Source organism: Bacteroides sp. BFG-637 (assembly GCF_024793605.1).
Classification (GTDB): domain Bacteria; phylum Bacteroidota; class Bacteroidia; order Bacteroidales; family Bacteroidaceae; genus Bacteroides; species Bacteroides vicugnae.
The window spans coordinates 380,515-402,549 of the sequence record NZ_JANUPD010000002.1 but is presented as its reverse complement, the minus strand read 5'-3'; the positions used below and the strand labels follow the sequence as shown (position 1 = coordinate 402,549).

The 22,035-nt window shown below is 42.6% G+C and carries 17 protein-coding genes, 3 pseudogenes and 1 riboswitch; of the genes and pseudogenes, 10 read left to right on the top strand and 10 right to left on the bottom strand.

What is annotated here, in order from left to right; translation table 11 throughout:
* Nucleotides 1-38: 38 nt before the first annotated feature.
* From radA to NXX38_RS01730, 3 genes are all read right to left on the bottom strand, one after another.
* Entirely contained in the window at nucleotides 39-1,406 is a 1,368-nt protein-coding gene (radA, locus tag NXX38_RS01740) for a DNA repair protein RadA (protein WP_008777372.1), read from the bottom strand.
* Nucleotides 1,407-1,418: 12 nt separating this feature from the next.
* Entirely contained in the window at nucleotides 1,419-2,618 is a 1,200-nt protein-coding gene (locus NXX38_RS01735; protein ID WP_148365789.1) for an ATP-binding protein, read from the bottom strand.
* A 102-nt stretch (nucleotides 2,619-2,720) separates the two neighbouring features.
* Nucleotides 2,721-3,758 carry an asparaginase gene (locus NXX38_RS01730; protein WP_258978460.1) on the bottom strand — a complete coding sequence of 346 codons (1,038 nt, stop codon included), beginning with the start codon at nucleotides 3,756-3,758 and terminating at the stop codon, nucleotides 2,721-2,723.
* A gap of 401 nt (nucleotides 3,759-4,159) precedes the next feature.
* Here NXX38_RS01730 and thrA point away from each other — a divergent pair, with 401 nt between their 5' ends.
* The 3 genes and pseudogenes from thrA (at nucleotide 4,160) to thrC (ending at nucleotide 9,217) form a co-directional block, all read left to right on the top strand.
* The gene (thrA, locus tag NXX38_RS01725; protein ID WP_258978459.1) at nucleotides 4,160-6,595 is read left to right on the top strand and encodes a bifunctional aspartate kinase/homoserine dehydrogenase I; all 2,436 of its coding nucleotides are present in this window, start codon (nucleotides 4,160-4,162) and stop codon (nucleotides 6,593-6,595) included.
* Nucleotides 6,596-6,694: 99 nt separating this feature from the next.
* Nucleotides 6,695-7,902 (top strand): annotated as a pseudogene (locus tag NXX38_RS01720) (cofactor-independent phosphoglycerate mutase).
* A gap of 13 nt (nucleotides 7,903-7,915) precedes the next feature.
* Nucleotides 7,916-9,217, top strand: coding sequence for a threonine synthase (gene thrC / locus NXX38_RS01715; protein WP_148365785.1), 1,302 nt, complete (start codon nucleotides 7,916-7,918; stop codon nucleotides 9,215-9,217).
* A 132-nt stretch (nucleotides 9,218-9,349) separates the two neighbouring features.
* Here the strand turns inward: thrC and NXX38_RS01710 are convergent, their stop codons facing one another.
* From NXX38_RS01710 to NXX38_RS01700, 3 genes and pseudogenes are all read right to left on the bottom strand, one after another.
* Nucleotides 9,350-9,976, bottom strand: coding sequence for a thiamine diphosphokinase (locus NXX38_RS01710; RefSeq protein WP_258978458.1), 627 nt, complete (start codon nucleotides 9,974-9,976; stop codon nucleotides 9,350-9,352).
* Nucleotides 9,973-10,539 carry a nicotinamide riboside transporter PnuC gene (gene pnuC / locus NXX38_RS01705; protein WP_148365783.1) on the bottom strand — a complete coding sequence of 189 codons (567 nt, stop codon included), beginning with the start codon at nucleotides 10,537-10,539 and terminating at the stop codon, nucleotides 9,973-9,975. Before pnuC ends, NXX38_RS01710 begins: the two co-directional genes overlap by 4 nt.
* A gap of 12 nt (nucleotides 10,540-10,551) precedes the next feature.
* Nucleotides 10,552-12,800, bottom strand: a pseudogene (locus tag NXX38_RS01700) (TonB-dependent receptor).
* Nucleotides 12,801-12,897: riboswitch (TPP riboswitch) on the bottom strand.
* Nucleotides 12,898-13,026: 129 nt separating this feature from the next.
* Between NXX38_RS01700 and NXX38_RS01695 the strand changes: the two are divergent.
* Entirely contained in the window at nucleotides 13,027-13,935 is a 909-nt protein-coding gene (locus NXX38_RS01695; RefSeq protein WP_258978457.1) for a mechanosensitive ion channel family protein, read from the top strand.
* A 103-nt stretch (nucleotides 13,936-14,038) separates the two neighbouring features.
* Here the strand turns inward: NXX38_RS01695 and NXX38_RS01690 are convergent, their stop codons facing one another.
* Nucleotides 14,039-14,278 (bottom strand): hypothetical protein, encoded by a 240-nt coding sequence (locus NXX38_RS01690; protein ID WP_004306417.1) that lies wholly within the window; start codon nucleotides 14,276-14,278, stop codon nucleotides 14,039-14,041.
* 67 nt (nucleotides 14,279-14,345) lie between these two features.
* Nucleotides 14,346-15,632: an O-acetylhomoserine aminocarboxypropyltransferase/cysteine synthase family protein gene (locus NXX38_RS01685; protein ID WP_099146753.1), complete on the bottom strand. Its 1,287-nt coding sequence runs from the start codon at nucleotides 15,630-15,632 to the stop codon at nucleotides 14,346-14,348.
* Between the two features lie 177 nt (nucleotides 15,633-15,809).
* Here NXX38_RS01685 and NXX38_RS01680 point away from each other — a divergent pair, with 177 nt between their 5' ends.
* From NXX38_RS01680 to NXX38_RS01665, 5 genes and pseudogenes are all read left to right on the top strand, one after another.
* Nucleotides 15,810-16,280, top strand: coding sequence for an Lrp/AsnC family transcriptional regulator (locus tag NXX38_RS01680; protein ID WP_004299136.1), 471 nt, complete (start codon nucleotides 15,810-15,812; stop codon nucleotides 16,278-16,280).
* A gap of 216 nt (nucleotides 16,281-16,496) precedes the next feature.
* Entirely contained in the window at nucleotides 16,497-17,135 is a 639-nt protein-coding gene (locus NXX38_RS01675) for a CatB-related O-acetyltransferase (protein ID WP_120080800.1), read from the top strand.
* A 2-nt stretch (nucleotides 17,136-17,137) separates the two neighbouring features.
* Nucleotides 17,138-17,239 (top strand): annotated as a pseudogene (locus tag NXX38_RS26675) (alpha/beta hydrolase); the annotation flags it as partial.
* A gap of 196 nt (nucleotides 17,240-17,435) precedes the next feature.
* Nucleotides 17,436-18,392 carry a GNAT family N-acetyltransferase gene (locus NXX38_RS01670; protein ID WP_195649998.1) on the top strand — a complete coding sequence of 319 codons (957 nt, stop codon included), beginning with the start codon at nucleotides 17,436-17,438 and terminating at the stop codon, nucleotides 18,390-18,392.
* Nucleotides 18,393-18,394: 2 nt separating this feature from the next.
* Complete coding sequence (locus NXX38_RS01665; RefSeq protein ID WP_148365862.1) at nucleotides 18,395-18,856, top strand: DUF3795 domain-containing protein; 462 nt, start codon at nucleotides 18,395-18,397, stop codon at nucleotides 18,854-18,856.
* On the opposite strand, the gene NXX38_RS01660 is transcribed toward NXX38_RS01665, so the two are convergent.
* Nucleotides 18,842-19,096 carry a hypothetical protein gene (locus NXX38_RS01660; RefSeq protein ID WP_258978456.1) on the bottom strand — a complete coding sequence of 85 codons (255 nt, stop codon included), beginning with the start codon at nucleotides 19,094-19,096 and terminating at the stop codon, nucleotides 18,842-18,844. The two genes, NXX38_RS01665 and NXX38_RS01660, sit on opposite strands and share 15 nt — an antisense overlap.
* A gap of 249 nt (nucleotides 19,097-19,345) precedes the next feature.
* Here NXX38_RS01660 and NXX38_RS01655 point away from each other — a divergent pair, with 249 nt between their 5' ends.
* Nucleotides 19,346-20,542 carry a PLP-dependent aminotransferase family protein gene (locus NXX38_RS01655; RefSeq protein WP_258978455.1) on the top strand — a complete coding sequence of 399 codons (1,197 nt, stop codon included), beginning with the start codon at nucleotides 19,346-19,348 and terminating at the stop codon, nucleotides 20,540-20,542.
* Here the strand turns inward: NXX38_RS01655 and NXX38_RS01650 are convergent.
* Nucleotides 20,534-21,946: a PLP-dependent aminotransferase family protein gene (locus tag NXX38_RS01650; RefSeq protein ID WP_258978454.1), complete on the bottom strand. Its 1,413-nt coding sequence runs from the start codon at nucleotides 21,944-21,946 to the stop codon at nucleotides 20,534-20,536. The genes NXX38_RS01655 and NXX38_RS01650 overlap by 9 nt on opposite strands.
* Nucleotides 21,947-22,035: the final 89 nt, after the last annotated feature.

The window sequence follows — 22,035 nt, the reverse complement described above, 5'->3', positions numbered from 1 at the left end:
ATCACTCCTCTGTGTCCTCAGTGTCCTCTGTGGTGAATCTAACCGAATAAAGCCCTGAACGCCTCTTCCACTTTTCTCACCGGCACTAATTCAATCTTAAGCTTTTGAGTATCAATCCCCTGCAGATTATATTTCGGCAACAAGAAACGTTTGAAACCTAACTTTTCAGCCTCACCGATACGCTGCTCAATCCGATTCACAGGACGTATCTCTCCCGACAGACCGATTTCTCCCGCCATGCAAACTTCCGGTTCAATGGCTGCATCCATATTGGAAGAAAGGATCGCACTGATAACCGGCAGGTCGATAGCCGGATCATTCACTTTCAGTCCTCCGGCAATATTCAGAAACACATCTTTCTGTGCCAACTTAAATCCCACGCGCTTTTCGAGAACAGCCAGCAGCATATTCATTCTTCTCAAATCGAAACCGGTTGCCGAACGTTGCGGATTTCCATAGACAGCAGAGCTTACCAAAGCCTGTGTCTCAATCAAGAACGGTCGAATCCCCTCAATGGCGGAGGCAATGGCTACCCCGCTCATCCCTTCATGATCCTGACTTAGCAAAAGTTCGGAAGGATTACTCACTTGGCGCAACCCATCCTGACGCATTTCATAAATACCTAATTCTGCCGTACTACCGAAACGATTCTTGATACTGCGTAGAATACGATACATATAATGTTGGTCGCCTTCAAATTGAAGAACGGTATCTACGATATGTTCCAGCACTTTAGGTCCTGCAATACTTCCTTCCTTATTAATGTGTCCGATCAGCAATACAGGCGTATGCGTTTCTTTTGCAAAACGAAGAATGGACGCCGAACACTCTCTGACTTGCGCTATACTTCCGGGAGACGATTCGATACTTTCGGTGGAAATAGTCTGTATAGAGTCGATAATCACTAAATCGGGATTCGTATTCTTGATATGCACATAAATCTGTTCGAGTGAAGTCTCGCAAACGATCAGGCAATCGCTGGAAGTGTCAGAGAGACGGTCGGCACGAAGTTTCAGCTGTCGTGCACTCTCTTCACCGGATACATAAAGAATCTTCTTTTCCGGCATGTGCAGTACGGTCTGCATGACGAGCGTCGATTTACCGATTCCCGGTTCGCCGCCTATCAAGACAAGAGAACCCTGTACAAGTCCGCCCCCCAATACACGATTCAGTTCATCATCGTGCATATTGATGCGTGGTTCATCGTCTGCCTCTATGTCGCTAAGCGCCAGTGGCTTGGGCTTCTGTGTTTCAATGCCCGACACCGGACGGCGGTTAGTGGGTTCTTTCCGTACGATTTCCTCAACATACGTATTCCATTCTCCACACGACGGACATTTACCCACCCATTTCGGTGAATCCTGTCCGCAATTACTGCATACATATACGGTTTTCTCTTTTGCCATATTCTTACTCCTTCAATATAAAAATCCGAATGTCCACAGTGGAATCTTGTTTCCGGCGGAATATTCAATATCATCTGCAGCGATAAATCCCTGCTGACTATTGGCTATCTGTTTCCCGTCTTTACTTTTTCCTCCGACTTCTATCGTATATTTGCTGTCTATTGTATAGTCTGCACTGCGTGTGCAATATTCCACACGATGTTGATAGGAGAGTTGGTTTACCATGAACACTTCTCTCAATGTACTTTTGTTTACATCCTTAAAGGTCAATGCATAAAGCAGGTTGGTATTTTCCATATAAATCTTATCCGGCTTTTGTAGTTTCTTGATAGAATCATTATCCGAATAAAGAAGGTGGATTAATTTAGCCCTGTCCAGATATTGTAGATAAGCCAGAATAGTAGTCCGTGAAAGTTCCGCCATGGCGGAAAGTTTGGTGATATCCACCATAAAGGGCACTTCGGAGGAGAGGATTCCCAGCAGGCTTTTTAGTTTACGTACGTTACTGATATCCACTCCACATTGCTGTGGAAGTTCGATTTCAAGTATCAGGTTTGCTATATTTTCGATGCGTGTATAGTATTCCGCATTTCCTTCCAGATAAAAAGGATAGTATCCATGTTTCAAATAATCTTCAAAATAGGCAAGAGGGCGGCATTGGGAATTTACTGCATTACAGATTCCATCACTGTTGTCCAGTATCTCTTCCAGTGTATAAGGGCGGATTTGAATCTGATGGAATAAGTGCAGATATTCACGGTAGGATAGCCCCTGCATATTATATGATATGCATCGGCGGGATAAGTCGGCTTCCGCATTCAGAAGTTGTAGTAAGGATGAACCGGTAAATACTATTTTCAGTTCAGGAAACTCATCATATATGTTTTTGATTTCTTTGCTCCACGACGGATATTTGTGTACTTCGTCCAGAAAGAGGCACTTTCCTCCTTTCAGGTAAAACTGTTCGGCAAGTTCGCTAAGAGAATGTTGCGTGAAATATAGACTGTCCAAACTCGTATATAAGGCACTTTGGCTATCATTCGCATAATGAAGTTTTAAGTATTGAAGCATTAAAGTCGTTTTCCCGACTCCACGGGCTCCTCGGATAGCAATCAGGCGGTTATCCCAGTTGATTGTATCCATCAAGCTCCTGATATATGCGGTAGAAGTAGCCGTTAATAGCCTTTTGTATCTTCTGATGAGTGTATCCATATCTTAATATGTTTTCTATGGAAGACAAAAATAGACATAATTTGTTCAACGTGCAAAACAAATTCAGATTAAATCTGTTCAACGTATAAAACAAATAGAAGATTACAGCGTTATCTCTCCTGCTATCGAACGGTTCATCCGGTCGCGTACCTCATCCGGGGTATATCCATGTCCCAGTAAGAACATTAATTTGGTGACTGCCGATTCCGTTGTACTGTCATATCCGGAGACAACGCCTGCCTGCAACAACTGATATCCCGTTTCGTAACGTTCCATTTCTACCATTCCTGCGCTGCATTGTGTCACGTTGACAATCACAATTCCATGCTCACTCGCCTGACAGAGCCGGCGTATAAACCATTCCTTCCGGGGAGCATTCCCCGAGCCGTATGTTTCGAGCACCACCGCCTTTAAACCTTCAATCCCCAGAATGGTGGCAATTACATTTTCCTGGATGCCCGGAAAGAGCTTCAGTACCACTATATTGGTATCCAGCAAATAGTGCGGTTTCAATTCCCGCTCTTCCCCATTTCCGTGAATCTGCACATTATTATATTTAATATGGATTCCCGCTTCCGCCAATACCGGATAATTGAAAGAACGGAATGCGTTGAAGTTTTCCGCATTCATCTTTGTCGTACGGTTTCCCCGCATCAGGTGATTTTCAAAGAAGATGCATACTTCCGGCACTAGCGCCCTTCCTTCCTTGTTTTGTGCGATGGCAATCTCGATACTGGTCATCAGATTTTCCTTTCCGTCCGTGCGGAGTACGCCGATGGGAAGCTGTGAGCCTGTGAGGATAACAGGTTTATCCAGTCCTTCCAGCATAAAACTTAGTGCGGAAGCGGTATAAGCCATCGTGTCCGTTCCGTGCAGGATGACGAAGCCGTGGTAACGATTGTAGTTGTCATGAATAATGCGTACCAGCTTCCGCCACATATCCGGTTCCATATCCGACGAATCCATCGGGGGATCAAATTGATAGGTGTCAATTGGGAAATTGAACTTTTGCAGTTCGGGGATATACTTTTGCAGTTGCTCGAAGTTAAAGTTCTCCAGAGCACCTGTCGCGGCATTCTCAATCATACCAATTGTTCCACCGGTGTATATTAACAATACGGAAGTATTTAACGGGTTCATAAGCTGATTTTGTGCGATTGTTTTCGCAAATATAAGAATAGATTTGATAAATAAGTAACAAAATGTCATAAAAGTGAAGGCGAATGACCGGATAAAGAGCAGGCGAAAGATTCTTTTTATCAGAAAAAAACCGAAAAAAGTGATAGATTGAACGTTTTTATTATTACTTTTGCGACACTTATCAAAAACAAGAGTAGAAACAAGGACTATGATGAAGTACTATCCGCATACAGTCACATCCATGTGTACCATGACCCTTAGGGGTTAATGGATAGTTTTTGTGTATCTACGTGATTCACGCTTGTATAAGCAGGCAAAATTCAAATTCAATTTTATTCGTAAACAACCAATCGTTCTGTAAAAAGCAAACTGCAGGACATTGCATTTAAATAAGTATCTTCATGAAAGTAATGAAATTCGGCGGAACATCCGTAGGTTCCGTGAACAGCATTTTAAGCGTAAAGAGAATTGTAGAGTCGGCAAATGAGCCGGTAATCGTAGTTGTTTCCGCATTGGGAGGCATCACTGACAAATTGATAAATACATCGAAGATGGCGGCAGTGGGAGATTCAGCCTATGAGGGTGAGTTCCGCGAAATCGTTTACCGTCATGTGGAGATGATTAAGGAAGTGATTCCTGCCGGAGAAAAGCAAGTATCGTTGCAACGTCAGATTGGCGAGCTGCTGAACGAATTGAAGGACATCTTTCAGGGAATTTACCTGATTAAAGACCTTTCCCCGAAGACTTCGGATACAATCGTCAGCTATGGTGAACGCCTTTCATCGATCATCGTCACCGAACTGATTGAGGGAGCAAAATGGTTTGATTCGCGCACTTTTATCAAGACGGAAAGAAAGCATAGCAAGCACACGCTGGATACAGAATTGACTAATAAACTGGTGAAAGAGGCTTTCCAGTCTGTTCCTAAAGTAGCACTGGTGCCGGGATTCATCTCTTCGGATAAGACAACAGGAGATGTGACGAACCTCGGACGCGGTGGCTCGGACTATACGGCTGCCATTATTGCTGCGGCGCTGGATGCGGCAAGCCTGGAAATCTGGACAGACGTAGACGGATTTATGACGGCTGATCCGCGTGTCATTTCGACTGCTTATACCATTACGGAATTGAGTTACGTAGAAGCGACCGAACTTTGTAACTTCGGCGCAAAGGTGGTTTATCCGCCAACTATCTATCCCGTATGTCACAAGAATATCCCTATTCTAATAAAGAATACATTCAACCCGGATGGAGTGGGAACGGTTATCAAACAAGAAGTTTCCAACCCGCAGAGCAAGGCTATCAAGGGTATTTCCTCCATCAACGACACAAGCCTGATTACTGTTCAAGGGCTTGGTATGGTAGGTGTGATCGGTGTGAACTACCGTATCTTTAAAGCATTGGCAAAAAATGGAATCAGCGTATTCCTCGTGTCACAGGCTTCCTCGGAAAACAGTACTTCTATCGGTGTGCGTAATGCCGATGCCGACCTGGCTTGTGAAGTGCTGAACGAGGAATTTGCGAAAGAGATAGAGATGGGCGAGATTTCTCCGATTCTGGCGGAAAGAAATCTGGCAACAGTGGCTATCGTAGGTGAGAACATGAAACATACACCGGGTATCGCAGGTAAACTTTTCGGTACACTGGGACGTAATGGTATCAACGTTATCGCTTGCGCACAGGGAGCTTCGGAAACCAATATCTCTTTTGTTGTCGATTTCAAATCCTTGCGTAAATCATTGAACGTAATCCACGACTCTTTCTTCCTCTCCGAATATCAGGTATTGAACCTCTTTATTTGTGGTGTCGGTACGGTAGGTGGCAGCTTGGTAGAACAGATTCGTTGCCAGCAACAGAAGCTGATGATGGAAAACGGACTGAAACTTCATGTGGTAGGTATCATTGATGCCTCCAAGGCAATGTTCAGCCGTGAAGGTTTCGACCTTGCCAACTTCCGTGAAGAACTGCTGGAAAAGGGCAAGGACAGCAGCCTGCAAACCATCCGCGACGAGATTATCGGAATGAATATCTTTAATTCCGTATTTGTAGACTGTACGGCCAGTGCTGACATAGCATCGCTTTACAAAGATTTCCTGCAACACAATATCTCTGTGGTAGCAGCCAACAAGATTGCGGCTTCTTCCGCTTATGAAAACTACCGTGAACTGAAAACGATTGCCCGCCAACGTGGTGTGAAGTATCTGTTCGAAACCAACGTAGGTGCAGGTCTTCCGATCATCAATACAATTAATGACCTGATTCATAGCGGTGACAAGATTTTGAAGATTGAAGCGGTGCTTTCCGGTACGTTGAACTATATATTTAATAAAATCAGTGCCGATATTCCTTTCAGCCGTACCATCAAAATGGCACAGGAAGAACGCTACTCTGAACCGGACCCACGCATTGACTTGAGTGGAAAAGATGTGATCCGTAAATTAGTGATTCTGGCACGTGAAGCCGGATACCGTCTGGAACAGGAAGATGTTGAAAAGAACCTCTTTGTACCGAATGACTTCTTCGAAGGTTCTCTCGAAGATTTCTGGAAACGTGTTCCAAGTCTCGATGCAGACTTTGAAGCCCGTCGCCAGATATTGGAAAAAGAAAACAAACACTGGCGCTTCGTTGCCAAACTGGAGAATGGAAAAGCCTCTGTCGGCCTGCAGGAAGTAGGAGCCAACCATCCGTTCTACGGACTGGAAGGCAGCAACAATATTATCCTGCTCACTACGGAACGCTATAAAGAATATCCGATGATGATTCAAGGATACGGTGCCGGTGCCGGCGTAACGGCTGCCGGAGTATTTGCCGACATCATGAGCATCGCAAACGTTTAATAAATTAAAAATTGAGAATTAAAAATTGAGAAATACCATTCCGAAACGGATCTTAGGCTTTCTTTCATTTTTTAATTCTCAATTCTCAATTTTCAATTTATGAAGCATATCATCATATTGGGAGACGGAATGGCCGATTGGCCTGTGAAGTCATTAGGGGACAAGACGCTCCTGCAATATGCAAAGACGCCTTATATGGATAAGCTAGCCCGCATGGGACGTAACGGCCGCCTGATTACTGTGGCGGAAGGTTTCCATCCGGGTAGTGAAGTTGCCAATATGTCCGTGTTGGGATATAATTTGCCAAAGGTATATGAAGGGCGCGGACCGCTGGAAGCTGCCAGTATCGGTGTGGATCTGAAACCGGGCGAGATGGCAATGCGCTGTAATTTGATTTGTGTGGAAGGAGAAATTCTGAAGAATCACTCCTCCGGACATATATCTACGGAAGAAGCGGATGTATTGATTCAATATCTGCAAGAAAAACTGGGCAATGACCGCGTACGTTTCCACACAGGAGTTCAGTACCGCCATCTGTTGGTTATCAAGGGAGGTAATAAAGAACTGGATTGTACACCTCCGCATGATGTACCTTTAAAACCTTTCCGTCCGTTGATGGTAAAACCATTGGTTCCGGAAGCGCAAGAAACGGCAGATCTGATTAACGACCTGATTCTGAAATCACAGGAACTGCTGAAAGATCATCCATTGAATCTGAAACGTATGGCAGAAGGTAAAGATCCTGCGAACAGTATTTGGCCTTGGAGCCCCGGTTACCGTCCGCAGATGCCTACTTTCTCCGAGACTTTCCCGCAGGTAAAAAAGGAGCGGTCATCTCGGCTGTCGATCTGATAAACGGAATCGGTTACTATGCTGATTTACGTCGCATCGCAGTAGAGGGAGCTACCGGACTTTATAATACGAACTACGAAAACAAAGTGGCCGCTGCCTTGGAAGCATTGAAGACGGATGATTTTGTTTATCTGCATATCGAAGCCAGTGATGAGGCCGGACACGAGGGAGACATCGACTTGAAACTTCTCACTATCGAGAATCTCGATAAACGTGCCGTAGGTCCTATCTACGAAGCAGTGAAAGATTGGGACGAACCGGTAGCCATCGCTGTATTGCCCGATCATCCTACTCCCTGTGAGCTTCGTACCCATACATCCGATCCCATTCCGTTCCTTATCTGGTATCCGGGTATCGAGCCGGACGAAGTGCAGACGTATGATGAAGTAGCCGCTTGCAACGGTAGTTACGGACTTCTGAAAGAAGACGAGTTTATAAAAGAATTCATGAAATAAGTCACCACAGATTATGAAATATTATAGTACGAATAAACAAGCACCTGTTGCCTCACTGCAAGAAGCGGTGGTAAAAGGGCTTGCTGCCGACAAAGGGCTGTTTATGCCTATGTCTATCAAACCTCTTCCACAGGACTTTTACGATACGATTGATAGTTTATCCTTTCAGGAAATTGCTTATCGCGTAGCCGATGCTTTCTTCGGTGAGGATATTCCTGCCGATACGCTGAAACAGATTGTATATGATACATTAAGTTTCGATGTACCTTTGGTTAAGGTGGCAGATAACATCTACTCACTTGAACTATTCCACGGACCGACGTTAGCATTTAAAGATGTAGGCGGTCGTTTCATGGCACGTCTCTTGGGATACTTCATTAAGAAAGAAGGACAAAAGAATGTCAATGTATTGGTAGCTACTTCCGGTGATACGGGAAGTGCTGTTGCCAACGGCTTCCTCGGTGTGGAAGGTATTCATGTGTATGTGCTTTATCCGAAAGGAAAAGTGAGCGAAATACAGGAGAAGCAATTCACTACGCTCGGACAGAATATCACTGCGCTCGAAGTGGACGGAACGTTTGATGATTGTCAGGCATTGGTGAAATCTGCTTTCATGGATAAAGAATTGAATGAACACCTTTCATTGACTTCTGCCAACTCCATCAACGTAGCCCGTTTCCTGCCGCAGGCATTCTATTATTTCTATGCTTATGCACAGTTGAAACGTGCCGGAAAAGCCGATAATGCCGTGATCTGTGTGCCTAGTGGAAACTTCGGAAATATCACTGCCGGATTGTTTGGTAAGAAGATGGGATTGCCTGTGAAGCGTTTCATTGCTGCCAATAACCGCAACGATATTTTCTATCAATATCTGCAGACTGGTAAGTATAATCCCCGTCCGTCTGTTGCAACGATTGCTAATGCTATGGACGTAGGCGATCCGAGTAACTTTGCCCGCGTACTTGATTTATATGGCGGTTCACACGCTGATATCTCTGCCGAGATTTCAGGAACAACTTATACCGATGAGCAAATCCGCGAAACGGTGAAAGAAACCTGGAAAGAACATCGTTATCTCCTTGATCCTCATGGCGCTTGTGGATATCGTGCGTTGGTAGAAGGCTTGAAAGAGGGAGAAACAGGTGTATTCCTTGAAACGGCTCATCCTGCCAAGTTCCTCGAAACAGTGGAAAGTATTATTGGAGAAGCGGTAGAAATCCCTGCCAAATTGCAGGAATTTATGAAAGGCGAGAAAAAGAGCCTTCAAATGACAAAAGACTTTGCGGACTTCAAGAAGTACTTGTTGACGCTTTAATCCCCTTCTTCCTATGAATAAATTTGTGCCACCTTGTTGGCACGGTTGTGCCATCGAAGTGTCACGGTCGTGCCAACAAGGTGGCACAGTTGTGACAATAGGATGGCATAAACCGGGTAATTGCAATATCGTTTATATAGAAGCTAGGAATACTAAATATTTTCCCGTACAATGAACGGTAAACTCATTAGCTGTTGCTTCATTAAGCGTTCCTTGCCACCAATTAGTAAAATCACTAAGAGGATAAACCAATCCCTCTCCTTGCAGTCCTTTCGCTCCGAAATTGAAAATAGAAACTTGCTGTCCCGGATGAGAGACGAAAGTTTGCGTGTCTTTGGCGGGAATAAACATACCATAATCGGTAATGGTACGTACCTCGATGCCGTCTTTCATGTAGTCGATCAGCAGACTGATGTTTCCTAACGTATGATCTTCCCGTTTGCCGGTGGCTCCGACGATGGCAATTCTCCGGAATCCTTTCTTTTGCAGGAAATGAACGGCTTTGGTTTGGTCGTTCGTTTCTTGGTCCGCTATCTGATGTACAATAAGGGAGAACAGTTCTTTATATTCCGGTGAAAGAGAATCCCCGTCACCAATAATTGCATCGGGGGTATGCCCACGCAGGATATATTCATTGGCTGCCCCGTCACAACAAACTACAAATTCTGCATTTTCCAGTATTTGCAGGGGAAGAGGATGGCTGGGATATTCGCCATTGGCTAGTATCACGGCTTCGGGAGTATAGTGTTCGTTTATCATTGTATGCTCATTAATTTTTTCCACTTAAAGTAGCCAAAGATAGCTATAATGGAGTAAAGTCCGTACAAGGCGGAAGTAAAATAAAGGTCTTTGTAGATATAAAGTCCGCAGCAGACAATATCCACAAGAATCCAGGCAAACCATTGTTCAATGTATTTGCGTGCTAGCATCCACATGCCGACAATACTTAATGCTGTAGTAAAACTGTCCAGCCAGGGAACGTTGCTATCCGTATATGCTATCAGTATCCATGCAATACCGAGGAAAGAAACGACGAATACCAGAAAAAGAGGTAAGTAACATTTTCCCGGAGTATGTATGATAGGAAGATCTTTGGATTTTTCCCCTCCCCACATCCAGAATACCCAGCCGTAGATGGCAGCTATCAGGTAGTAGATATTGATGCCAAAGTCAGCATACAATCCGGCTTTGTAATATACGAAGATGTAGATGGCAGGCATCACGATGCCCGCTATCCAAAGGTAGATACTTGCCCGGTACTCTAACCAAAGGTAGACCAGTCCGACAATCGTACCGAATATTTCCAGAAAATTCAATTCCATAACTCTGTGTGATTAAAAGCGGAAAGAAACATGTCCCATAACGTTTGTTCCTGCTTGTGCAGCATATCCGGCATAGTTACCCCGATTTTCCAGCGTATCGGTGTAGTCACTTGATGCCCAGCCGTTGTTTTCATATTTTTCATTAAACAGATTGTATACAGTAAATCCTACGGTGACTTCTTTCAGTACTTTCTTGGGACGGAAGCTGTACGCCAGATTGAGGTTGCTGACAAAATACTTATCAAGAGTCAGTTCTTCAATTTCTGCGTTTGTCATATACTGTTTGCTTACGAACTGTGATTGCAGGGCAGCTTCGAATCCCTTAGATTTGAATGAGAAACGATTGTTGAGTAGGAAGTCCGGTGAGAAAGCAATGTGAGTGTCTTTATGCTTTATCTGAATAGTCGGGAGAGAAGTAGAGCTACCGTCATTATTATAGTGGTAGCCCGGCAGGCTCTCTACGAAATCCTGAATACGGTTTTTGCTCCATGTAGCGTTGATGTCCCATTGAAACCATCTGCACGGTTTGATTCCCAGCATGATTTCGATTCCCATGCGATAACTGTCCGGCACATTTTCGGTCAGTGCTTCACCTATATCGTTTAAGGCTCCAGTCAGAACCAGTTGGTCGGTATAGTCCATGTAGTAGAAGTTTGCACCTGCCGTCAGCCATTGGTTGGCGAAGGTATATCCCGCTTCATAGTCGAGCAGCTTTTCTGCTTTGGGGTACGAATCCGGATCACCATCCGTATAATTGTTTCTTGTCGGCTCTTTTTGAGCAACCGAGAAAGACGCATAGACACGATGGTTGGAAGTAATGTTCCAGTTTAATCCTACTTTCGGATTAAAGAAATCGAACTTTTTGTCTACTGCCAGTGGGCGCAGCGCATTCTTGCTCCAGTCATATTTATCATTGTTTCCGTCGATGGTATAGTTGATGTGGCGATACTGGAGATCGGCATAAGCACTTAGTCCTCTGGTAAGATCGTAATTTGCTTTCAGATAAATATTGCCATCGGTCTTCTTGGATTTGTTGCGGTAGTATTCATGGTCGGGCGATAGAGTACCCACGTAATTTTTCACCCAGGGGACTTTTCCGAAGTTATTGCCCCGGTATTGATTTAATCCGCCGCCCAGAGATGCACTTAGCCTGTTGGTTGCGTAATTGAGGGAAAAAACACCACCGCCAAATTTGTTGTCCATCTTCTTTTGACGGACTAGATCGCTTTTAGCTATTTCGGTTCCATCTATTGTAAATGGCTTTAAACCATATTCTATCAGGTATCTGTCATCTTTATACTCTTCGTAATAACCGTCACCTTTAGTATAATGTAAGGCAACGTTTAGATTCCAATCCGTTGAGAAAGTATGGTTGAAGAGAAGTTGATAATTCTTTTGCAAGTAATTATCTGTTTGGTCGTCGTAATAATGTTTTTGCCGTTGGCGTCGGTGTACATTTCCCCGCAAGGATTGTAGCGTCTGCCAAATTCTTCCATTTGCTCTTTTGTTGCGTATCCCCAAGCATGATATGTCTTTTCTTTTCCGGCAAATGCAATCAGTTTCACAGAGGTGTTTTCTGCAAAATAACCTCCTTGCAGGTAGTAAGAGTTCAAGTCCACCGAAGCACGGTCTATGTATCCGTCCGTACCGATATTGGAAAGGCGGGCATCAAACGTCCAGTGGTTATTGAGTAAGCCGGTTCCCACTTTCACTGTTTCCTTGTGCGTGTTGAACGAACCGTATGAACCATTGAATTCGGCGTATGGTTTCATAGATGCACCTTCGGTTTGCATATTGACACTGGCTCCGAAAGCACCTGCTCCATTTGTTGATGTACCTGCTCCGCGCTGCACCTGCATATCTTTTACGGAAGAAGAAAAGTCGGGCATATTCACCCAGAACAGGTTATGGCTTTCGGCATCGTTCATCGGTATGCCGTTTACCGTGATGTTGATTCGTGTGCCGTCGGTTCCACGTACGCGAAGCGTTGTATAGCCAATACCGGCTCCTGCATCTGACGTGGTCAGTGTGGAAGGAGTCATACTTAGCAGATAGGGGATATCCTGTCCGAAGTTTACCTTTTTGAGTGCTGCTTTATCTATATTGGTGAATGCCACGGGAGTTTTGGCTGTGGCACGTGTGGATACTACCTGCACCTCTTGCAGGTTTACTACTCTCATACTGTCCTTTGCACTCGTCTGTGCATGAACAGTGATGCCTGCGCCCGATAAGGCGACGGCCATCCATACAATTCTTTTCATTTTGCTTACTAATTAGTTCTCTACGCCGGCATTACCCGGATCAGATTCTATGGGTATGTTCTCAGCCCGTCATGTTAAGGCACCCCTACCAGTGAATCGACTGCAAAAATACGGCTTTTGAAGGAGGAAAGCAAAAAAAACTTTTAGATTTACTAAAAACAATATAACTTTGTAGATTGTTGAAATACCAATACAACAGTTTATTCATTTAATATATAATTTAATTATGCTACTCTTACTTCAAGCAACACAAGCTGCGGATTCTGTGCAAGTGGCCGCAGATGAATTAATGAAAGAGGCGATTGCCAATGCCGACGGATTGGATAAGCTTTCGCTAATTACTCAACAACTGATAGATTTTGGTATTCGTGCCGGAGAACGTATACTGATTGCGGTCATTGTCTTCATCGTCGGACGTTTTTTGATTTCGCTACTTAATAAGTTTATAAGACGTCTGATGGATAAACGAAAAGTGGATGTAAGTATCAAAACTTTCGTTAAAAGTCTGGTAAATATCCTGTTGACGATCCTTTTGATTATTTCTGTTGTCGGCGCCCTGGGAGTTGAAACTACTTCGTTCGCAGCTTTACTGGCTTCTGCCGGTGTGGCTATCGGTATGGCTTTGTCCGGCAATTTGCAGAACTTTGCCGGAGGATTGGTTATTCTTTTGTTCAAACCTTATAAAGTGGGTGACTGGATAGAAACACAGCAAGGTTCATCCGGTACGGTAAAAGAAATCCAGATATTTCACACCATCCTTACGACTGCGGATAATAAATTGATTTATATCCCAAATGGTTCATTGAGCAGTGGAGTAGTGACCAATTACAGTCATCAGGAAACCCGCCGTGTAGAATGGATTATTGGTATAGATTATGGGGAAGATTACAATAAAGTTCATCAGATAGTTCGTGATATTCTGGCCGCCGATAAACGTATCCTGAATGAACCAGCTCCGTTTATAGCTCTTCATGCCTTGGATGCCAGCAGTGTGAATGTAGTGGCACGTGTCTGGGTAAACAGCGGAGATTACTGGGGTGTCTATTTCGATACAAATAAAGCAATTTACGAAACCTTCAATGAAAAAGGTATCAACTTCCCTTTCCCACAGCTTACTGTGCATCAGGGAAATTGATTGTTATACTCTGATAATTCAAAAAATAAGGGAGTTGTACTTAACGTGCAACTCCCTTATTTTTTGGAAAACTTGTCTGGCGTGATTGAATAAATCTCTTTTTTTATTTTATACCGAAATCTTCGGCTAATTCATATCTATCTTCTTTGATTCCCAGTACATGATTGATTTTTCTCCTTTTCTCGAGATCTTTAAAGTAGTTTTCCACAACCTGATAGAGATCGAAGTTAGTGGTTGATCCTGCGGCTAAATCGAGTGATTCCACCATCTTTTCTACGGCTTGATGGATTTTCTCTGCGTCTATCAGATGCAGTTCGTTGCTGTGTATTAAATATTTTTCCATGACTGCAATGTTTTAATGTTATATAGGTATAACATCTTGCAGTCATGGAAAGTTCAATGATTGAATGTTAGATTTTGGCAAGCGCCTGATCCAAATCCGCAATCAGGTCATCAATATGTTCCGTTCCAATTGATAAACGTACAGTGCCCGGATAAATCTCTTGTTCGGCGAGTTCCTGTGCATTGAGCTGTGAGTGGGTAGTGCTTGCCGGGTGGATCACCAATGATTTCACATCGGCAACATTGGCAAGCAGGGAGAAAATCTCCAGGCTGTCGATGAAGCGGTGTGCTTCTTCTTGTCCGCCTTTGACTTCGAAAGTGAAAATAGAACCGGCGCCGTTCGGAAAATAACGCTGATACAGCGCATGATCGGGATGATCGGATAATGACGGATGGTTCACTTTCTTCACTTTCGGGTGATTGTTTAAGAAATTCACTACCTTCAACGCATTTTCTACATGACGTTCTACGCGCAAGGAAAGAGTTTCCAATCCTTGTAACAGGATAAAAGCATTGAATGGACTGATGGTAGCACCTGTGTCGCGTAGCAAAATAGCCCGGATGCGGATGGCATAGGCAGCCGGACCTGCCGCATCAACAAAACGTACTCCGTGATAGCTTGGATCGGGTTCGGTCAGTTGTGGGAATTTGCCGGAAGCCACCCAGTCGAATTTGCCTGAATCTACAATGACTCCTCCTAATGAGGAACCGTGTCCGCCAATGAACTTTGTTGCGGAATGTACAACGATATCTGCTCCGTGTTCGATAGGGCGGATTAAATACGGAGTACCGAATGTGTTGTCAATAATCAAAGGAATTTTGTGGCGATGAGCTATTTCAGCTACTGCCTCTATATCAATGATATTTGAGTTCGGATTTCCCAGCGTCTCGATAAATACGGCTTTCGTATTTTCCTGAATGGCTTTTTCAAAGTTCGATAAATCACTGGGATCGACGAATGTGGTTGTGATGCCATAGCTGGGTAAGGTATGAGCCAGTAAGTTATAGCTTCCTCCATAAATCGTTTTGGCTGCTACAATATGATCGCCTGCACGAGTGATATTCTCGAAAGCATAAGTGATGGCAGCAGCACCCGAAGCAACTGCCAGTCCTGCTACTCCTCCTTCAAGAGCAGCTACGCGTTGCTCAAAAACTCCTTGAGTGGAGTTGGTCAGACGACCGTAGATGTTTCCCGGGTCCTGCAGGCCGAAACGTGCGGCTGCGTGAGCGGAGTTGTGAAATACATAAGAAGTAGTCTGGTAAATAGGTACTGCGCGGGCATCTGTTGCCGGATCTGCTTGTTCTTGTCCTACATGAACTTGTAAAGTCTCGAAATGTAAATTCTTTGTTGCCATAATCGTATATTTTTAAGTTTAATATTCTTTCCTTATTTTCTTGCAAAGTTATGGGATGGAGATATATCGAACAAGATATAGATAAAATACAGAAAATAATGCTATTTTTGTACCGTTATATAGAATAATATAGTTGCGTTATTCCTAAAAATCACCTTTTAGAAGAATATTTTTCTTATGGATACTTTTGATAAACTGGATAGAGTCGATTTGCAAATACTCCGTACTTTGCAAGAAAACGCCCGATTGACAACCAAAGAGCTGGCCGCACGGGTGAGTCTTTCTTCAACTCCTGTTTTTGAACGTCTTAAACGGTTGGAGAGTGGAGGATATATAAAGAAGTATATTGCCGTATTGGATGCGGAAAAGCTGAATCAGGGATTTGTCGTATTCTGCAGTGTGAAGCTTAGACGGCTGAACAGGGATATAGCAGCCGAGTTTACGCGGATCATACAGGATATTCCCGAAGTAACCGAATGTTATAACATATCAGGTAGTTATGATTACCTGTTGAAGATCCATGCTCCCAATATGAAATACTATCAGGAGTTTATTCTGAATGTGTTGGGGACGATTGATAGCTTGGGATCACTGGAAAGCACGTTTGTAATGGCGGAAGTGAAGCATCAATATGGAATACATATTTAATTCTTTGTGTAATAGTATGAAATTTATCTTGTATATTTGCTATGTAATATAAATCCAGTTCTGCTAACACAATGAAATGGCAACTTTGTAAATAGCTTCGCCCATACGGATTGTAACAATAGAAAGTTCTGCTGTTACAACTGTTTGTGATTTAACCTAAATCACAAGTCATTTTATTTATTCTATTCAATAAACCATATAAAAGTAGCTATTACAATGAATTCGAACATATATCCTCGTACCAATGATTTTCAGACTATTTACCTGAATACGGTGATTAAGAATCCTGCTATTATCGTAGGTGATTATACAATATACAATGATTTTGTAAATGATCCGGTTCTTTTTGAGAAGAACAATGTTTTATATCATTATCCGATTAATAAAGATCGCTTGATAATAGGAAAATTCTGCTCCATAGCCTGTGGAGCTAAGTTTCTTTTCAACAGTGCAAATCACACATTGAATTCTTTATCCAATTATACATTTCCTATCTTTTTTGAGGAATGGAATTTAGATAAGGGAGATGTAACTTCTGCCTGGGATAATAAAGGAGATATAGTAATAGGTAATGATGTCTGGATTGGATATGAAGCTGTTATCATGGCAGGAGTACATATTGGAAATGGGGCAGTCATTGCGTCGCGGGCAGTGGTTACTAAAGATGTTCCTCCTTATACGATAGTAGGTGGGACACCGGCCAAAGAAATCCGGAAGCGTTTTGATGAGAATACGATTGCCCAATTGCAGAAATTGCAATGGTGGGATTGGAGTATTGAGAAGATATCCGAATGTATACCTTATATTACAGGTGGAAAGATTGAAGAATTGAAAAAGATAAATGTTACGTTATAAACATGAAGAAGCTAATTATTGTATTTGTTCTTTTATTATCGGCACTCTCTTGTTTCTCACAAACAGAGTTTACAACTTGCCTTTTTGATACTTCAAGAAACAGGGCTCATGGAAACACGTATGCCAAATTGGGAAAGGGGAGTGGCAAATATTCTTTTCACTATTTCCTGATGTTTATCCATAAACAGAACTAATTACGTAACTGCTTACGTATTTTTACGGAAAATGTTTGTTCATATTATGAAAAGCTGATATATTTGTGTAATTAATTACGTATTTAGTAACGCAACTAATAAAAACATGGACTTTTTTAATCAGACGGGCAAATTAGCCATCGGCAGCAGATTACGCATGTTGACCGATAAAATAACAGTAGATGCGGCCGCCATCTATAAAATGTTTGGAATAGACCTCAAACCGAAATGGTTTCCAGTATTTTTTGTATTATCACGTGGGGAGGCAAAAACCATTACGTCCATAGCCAAAGAGATTGGTCATTCTCATCCTTCCGTGAGTAATATTATTAAAGAAATGGTAGCTAAAGGATTAGTGAAAGAGACAAAGGACAAATCCGACGGGAGAAGAAACATGGTCATGTTATCTGCCAAAGGAAAAAGAATGTCCGACTCTTTTTCGGAACAGTGCATAGATGTTACGGCAGCTATTGAGCAAATCACGCAGCAAACCCGGAATGATCTTTGGAAAGCTATCGAAGAATGGGAGAATCTTTTGTCGGATAAATCCCTGTTGGAGCGGGTGAAGGAAGCGAAAAAGGAACGAGAGAGTAAGGACATCCAAATAGTTCCTTATGAACCTTGCTATCAATCTGCTTTCCGGACTCTTAACGAAGAGTGGATAACTGCTTATTTTCGGATGGAAGAGGCCGATTACAAGGCTTTAGATCATCCAAAGGAATATATTCTGGATAAGGGAGGAGCTATTTTGGTGGCTCTTTATAAAGATGAACCGGTCGGTGTATGTGCTTTGTGCAAGATGGATCATCCGTTGTATGATTATGAGTTAGCCAAGTTGGCTGTTAGCCCCAAGATTCAAGGAAAAGGTATCGGAGTACTACTTTGCGAAGCCGTTGTCAATAAGGCGAAGGAGCTTGGTGGTAAAAGAATCTTTATAGAGAGCAATACGCGTCTGAAACCGGCTATCCATATTTATCATAAGTTAGGCTTCAAGGAACTTCCCGAATATCACACGACTTATGAAAGAGGAGACATACAGATGGAATTAATGATTGAAGAGTGAAAATGAAAAAGGTGGATGGTGAATTTATTAAGGGGCGGATTGCCCCTTGTGGACTGCATTGCGGAAAATGCTTTGCTTTTGCCGATGGAGATATTTCTTATCACAGCGGTGAACTCAAGAAGGCATTAGGCAATTTTGATGTCTATGCACAACGTTTTGTAGAGATGCTTGATGAGCCTGTCTTTGCAAAATACCCCGATTTTAAAGAGTTTTTAAATCATTTGTCCGTGGCGACTTGTCAGGGGTGCAGAAAAGAAAAATGCAAGTTGTTCAAAAACTGTAATGTTCGTGTATGCAGCGAAGAGAAGCAAGTGGATTATTGCTTCCAGTGTAGCTGTTTTCCTTGCGAGAATACAGGTTTTGATGAACATTTATATAAGAGATTTGTAGCCATCAACAAACGGATGCAAGAGATTGGAATAGAAAAATATTATGAAGAGGTAAGGGATTTACCTCGCTATTAATTTATGGCTTTCTCTCTGCTTCCATTCCAGTTCCTGTGCATAAATGTTGATGGCGCGTAATGCCTTTAATATTTCAGTCGGGGTGATCCCCTGACATTCTATTCTCAACACTTTTTCCCAATCCTCCATATCTACATTCCATTTGTAGATTTGGGGACATAGGGTGAAAAGCGCTGCGATATGTTTGATATCCCGTACATTCTTTACCGAGGTGCGAAAAATTAGTATTTGCTCTTCCATAGTTACTATCGATTACTTTTGTTTTCTGTGCAAAGGTAAGTTTAAACAGGGTTCTGTATAGGATTATTCGACGAACGCCCTGATTTCTCATGACGAAATAAGTAATATGGGAGATTAACTTCATATAGCTATCCTTTGAAAACTCCCTCATCTGTACCTGTCAATATATAAAAAAGTGTATCTGTTCTCGTCTTTCTTTTTTGCTTTACTTTGCAGTGTTGTTTTAATCTCCTAATATACTTAAAGGTTATGAAGTTGAATTTTGCTAAAAGAATGTCTTATATAAAGGCTTCGGAAATAAGAGAGATATTAAAAGTGACTGAACAGGAAGATGTGATTTCGTTTGCCGGTGGTCTGCCTGCTCCGGAACTTTTCCCAATAGATGAAATCAATAAGATTAATCAGATTGTATTGAAAGAAGCAGGTACAAAAGCACTTCAATATACCACAACGGAAGGTTATGCTCCTTTGCGGGAATGGATTGCCAACCGGATGAACGGGCGTTTGGGCACGGCTTTCGATAAAGACAATATTTTGATAACCCATGGTTCGCAACAAGGATTGGACTTGTCTGGAAAAGTTTTTTTAGACGAAGGAGATGTCGTGCTTTGTGAAAGCCCGACCTATTTGGCTGCGATTAGCGCATTCAAAGCGTATGGGTGTAGCTTCATTGAAATTCCCACGGATGAGGAAGGGATGATGATGGACGTTTTGGAAGATGTTTTGAGTAACACTCCGCATATAAAACTGATATATGCGATACCTACCTTTCAGAATCCTACAGGAAAAACGTGGAGTCTGGAAAGACGCAGGAAATTGGCTGAATTATCTGCCAAATACAGTGTTGCAGTTATTGAGGATAATCCGTATGGCGAGTTAAGGTTTGAGGGAGAACCTTTGCCCTCTATAAAGTCTTTTGATGAGGCTGGAAATATCTTGTGTACAGGCAGTTTTTCGAAAATATTCTGTCCCGGCTTTCGGATTGGCTGGATTGCGGGGGATAAAGATATTATCCGCAAATATGTATTAGTCAAGCAAGGTACGGATTTACAATGTAACACTATTGCCCAGATGACCATTGCCGAATATCTGAAGCGGTATGATATTGATAAACATATTGCAAAAATAGTCGAAGTATATAGAAAGCGCAGGAATGTTGCGATTGAAAGTATAGAACGTTGTTTTCCGGATACAATAAAGTTTACTCGTCCCGAAGGCGGACTATTTACCTGGATAGAACTTCCTGTGGGGATTTCAGCACGCGATGTTTTAGTCAGAAGTCTGGAGAAAAAGATTGCTTTTGTTCCGGGAGGTTCTTTTTATCCGAATGGCAACAAGGAAAATACGCTTAGAATAAACTACTCCAATATGCCTGAAGAAAAAATAGAGAAAGGGCTGAAGACTCTCGGAGAGGTGGTAAAGGAGTATATCCGCCAATCAGAATGATTCTTTGATAATGTTTCCTAAAACCTGCAAGCGTTCTTCGATAAAAGGACTCCATTGCTGACCGAAACTCAAACGCATACAGTTTTTGTACTGGTCGTGCAGTGTAAACATGCGTCCGGGAGCAATGCTGATCTTGTGTTGCATGGCTTTGTAATATAATTCTGTGGTATCAATCTTTTTGTTTAGTTCCACCCAAAGCATGAAACCTCCCTGCGGAGTTATGATTTTAGTGTCTTCGGGGAAATAGTAGGTAATAGATTGTGCCAGATGAAGACTGTTGGAATGTAATTCATGGCGCAACCTGCGTAAATGATTCTCATACCTGCCGTTTTCCATAAAGTTGGCAATGGCCTCCTGATTGAGGGTAGGAGTGGATATTAAATGAATATGTTTTTGGCGAATAACAGCATCCTTAAATTTACCGGGGGCAATCCAGCCTACCCGGTAACCGGGAGCTAATGTCTTTGACACAGAGCCACACCATAACACAAGTCCCTTTTCATCGAAAGCTTTGCATGGCTTAGGGCGTGAATGTCCGAAGAATACATCACCGTATAAATCATCTTCAATCAGAGGAATATTATATTCAGCCAACATCTGCACTACCTCTTTTTTATGCTCATCGGGCATACAACTTCCCAGTGGATTACTGAAATTACTGATAAGCAGGCATAGATTAATCTGCGGTAATACTTTTCTTAAAGCATCGGGCTCAATACCTGTTACAGGGTTGGTGGGCAGTTCCAACACCCGGAGTCCCATGCTGTTGGCCAACTGCAATATGCCGAAATAAACAGGACTTTCAACAGCTATCGTATCTCCTTTTCGGGCAATAACAGATAATGCTAAAGAGATAGAATTGGTCACTCCCGTGGTAGTGACAATATCATCTTCAGTCAGATTTCCATTCCAGCTATATGCAAAACGGGCAATATAGTTTCTTAACCGAATATTTCCCTGCGGGTCTTCATACCTGGTACCGTTTCCCGGAAGTGAATACATTGCCTTGATTAATTCCTTATTGAGCTTTGCAATAGGCAATAGAACGTCTTCCGGTATTCCCAGTGAGAAACGGGTGATGGACAAATCTTCGATGGAATGATATACTTCCATGATTAAGTCGGCCTCTTCCTTTCCTAAAGATTGAGTTGCAGGTTGTGTTGTTGCCGGAGCAGACAAATTTAATGGTTTATAATTGACAATGTACCCTGATTTGGGGCGGGAGATGATAAATCCTTCCTTTTCCAGTTCATAATATACCTGGATTGCCGTGTTTAAACTCACGCCATATTCATTGCTGATAGTACGTAAAGAAGGTAATTTCTCGCCTGCTTTCCATATACCTGTTTTTATTTGCCAAGCGATAGTGCCGGCTATCTTTTGATATAGGATTTCTCTTTTCATGTTTATTCAGTCTCCGGCAAAGATACAAAAATGATGTCTGCATCTGTTGTGTTTGATCTATTTTGTGGGGTACTTCAGGGTATAAGAAC